The following is a 2,220-nucleotide window of genomic DNA, read 5'->3' as shown; positions in this document are numbered from 1 at the left end:
CATCACCGTTCAGATGGTGTGCGGCGATCTCGAAGCTGTAATTGTCACCATCCCTGAAAACGGGTCCGGCAAAGCCGCCGAATCCGCTCGTATCAACCTGTACTCTACTCATGGGAAAACGTCCGGGGGGAAGTGGGCACTACGTGCGCCCTATCTAAAGGCTTGATGCCCCGGATACAAGAAAGGCCCCGCGAGGGGCCCTGAAGGGGTAGAGACCCGACGCCATCCCTGGGGTGGGGGACCTATGAGGGCGGGATGACGTCGGGTCTGTCGGGACCGCAACTCTCGTCGCGATTCCAGTTACGGTATTAAACGCCGGACGCCCGGTTTGGTTGCACGCCGATCCATTTATGAGGCACACCAAATTCTTCAAGAGTGGCGGCCACCGCATGGACGCGCTCTTCAACGGCGTGTTCGGAGTCGAGGCTGTCGGCGGTGGCGGCTGCCTCCGCAGGCAGAACGGTGATGTTCTGAAGGCCGCGATATGTGATTTCCTCCGCAACCGCCCGCAGGAGCGTCGCCGCTTCATCGCTCGGCGTCACGGCCCCTTCGGGGAAATAGACTTCAAAGATCACGCGCTCGCTGTCATTCACGCCATAGCCGGGTGAATAGGGCGCTTCCGGGTCGATAGCGGTGATGAGAACCGTCCGCTCGCTGAGGTCGGGCGCCGCCGCAGCGTCTTCCCATGCAAAAGCGCCTGCGGGGGCCGGGTCCGAGGCTGCCGCCGTCTGCGCGCTCAGGGCGGCGCCGAGGGCGGTTGTCAGGCAGAGGGCTCCGACGATCATCAGCCTTTTCATCTTGATACCTCTCACTTCGTTCGGCAGGGCCGATGCCTTGCCACCCTCCCTATATGGCGCGTGAATATGACCTCAAACGGGGGGCGGAAGGGCGGTTACGGGGAAATTTCGAGGCAGGATTGAGGCAGTCCACAGGCGTGACATACCCGGCCACCTGTTCAAAAATTCACAGCAGCCCAGCGTGAACGCTACGGAAAAGCAGGGAGATTCCGCTTTGAGAGGGCAGGCCCGCCCGTTAAGGTGCGCCTCAAAGTGCCAGAAGGCCCTCCCTTGCGAAGGCCTGCAAGCCGCACACAACCGGCAGTAAGCCATCTCAACCCGTCGGGAGACCGTCCATGTCCAGAGAAGCAGTCATCGTTTCGACCGCCCGTACCGGCCTTGCCAAGGCTGGCCGCGGCGGCTTCAACAACACCCACGGCGCGGCCATGGCTGGCCACGCGATCAAGCACGCCATCGAGCGCGCAAAGATCGAGCCGGCCCAGGTCGAAGACGTCCTCATGGGCTGCGGCGCCCCGGAAGGCGCGACCGGCATGAATGTCGGCCGTCTCGCGGCCATCTGGGCGGGCTGCCCCGTCACCACCTCCGGCACCACGATCAACCGCTTCTGCTCGTCGGGTCTGCAGTCGATCGCCATGGCCGCCGGCCGCATCATCAATGAAGGCGTGCCTGTTGCCATTGGCGCGGGCGTTGAGTCGATCTCGCTCGTGCAGATGGGCGGTCAGAACTACAACCGTCTGACCGAAGAAAAGCTCATGCAGGACAAGCCCGAGCTGTGGATGGCCATGATCGAGACGGCCGAAATCGTCGCCGAGCGCTACAATGTCTCGCGCGAAGCTCAGGACGAATATTCGCTCCGCAGCCAGCAGCGCATCGCCGCCGCGCAGGCCAACGGTCTCTTCAAGGATGAGATCGTGCCGATGCAGACCAAGATGAAGGTCGTGAACAAGGAAACCGGCGAAGAGTCGCTCGTTGACTACACGGTGGACAAGGACGAGTGCAACCGTCCCGACACGACGCTGGAAGGCCTCGCCTCGCTGAAGCCGGTTTTCAAGAACGGCCAGAAGGTGAAGGAAGGCAAGTACATCACCGCCGGTAACGCCTCGCAGCTTTCCGATGGTGCGGCTGCTGTCGTGCTCATGGAGCGCAAGGAAGCCGAAAAGAATGGCTCCGACATTCTCGGCGTCTTCCGCGGCTTCGCCGTCGCCGGCTGTGAGCCCGATGAAATGGGTATCGGCCCGGTTTTCGCCATTCCGCGCCTTCTCGAGCGTCATGGCCTCAAGATCGACGACATCGACCTCTGGGAACTTAATGAAGCCTTTGCGAGCCAGTGCCTCTATAGCCGCGACCGCCTCGGCATCGACCCAGAAAAGTACAATGTGAATGGCGGTTCCATCGCCATCGGCCACCCCTTCGGCATGACCGG

General features: G+C 62.2%; 2 protein-coding genes. One reads left to right on the top strand and one right to left on the bottom strand.

Annotated elements, in window-relative coordinates; all coding sequences use genetic code 11:
• Window positions 1-308: 308 nt before the first annotated feature.
• On the bottom strand, window positions 309-785 hold the full coding sequence (locus tag WBF74_RS05875) for a hypothetical protein (protein ID WP_424436599.1): 477 nt from the start codon (window positions 783-785) through the stop codon (window positions 309-311).
• 347 nt (window positions 786-1,132) lie between these two features.
• Here WBF74_RS05875 and WBF74_RS05870 point away from each other — a divergent pair.
• A partial coding sequence (locus WBF74_RS05870) for an acetyl-CoA C-acyltransferase (protein ID WP_424436596.1) occupies window positions 1,133-2,220 on the top strand: 1,088 nt, incomplete at its 3' end.

The sequence above is a fragment of the Parvibaculum sp. genome (genome assembly GCF_049672805.1).
Lineage (GTDB): Bacteria > Pseudomonadota > Alphaproteobacteria > Parvibaculales > Parvibaculaceae > Parvibaculum.
The sequence above is the reverse complement of the archived record's forward strand: the minus strand, read 5'-3'. Positions and strand labels throughout refer to the sequence as shown.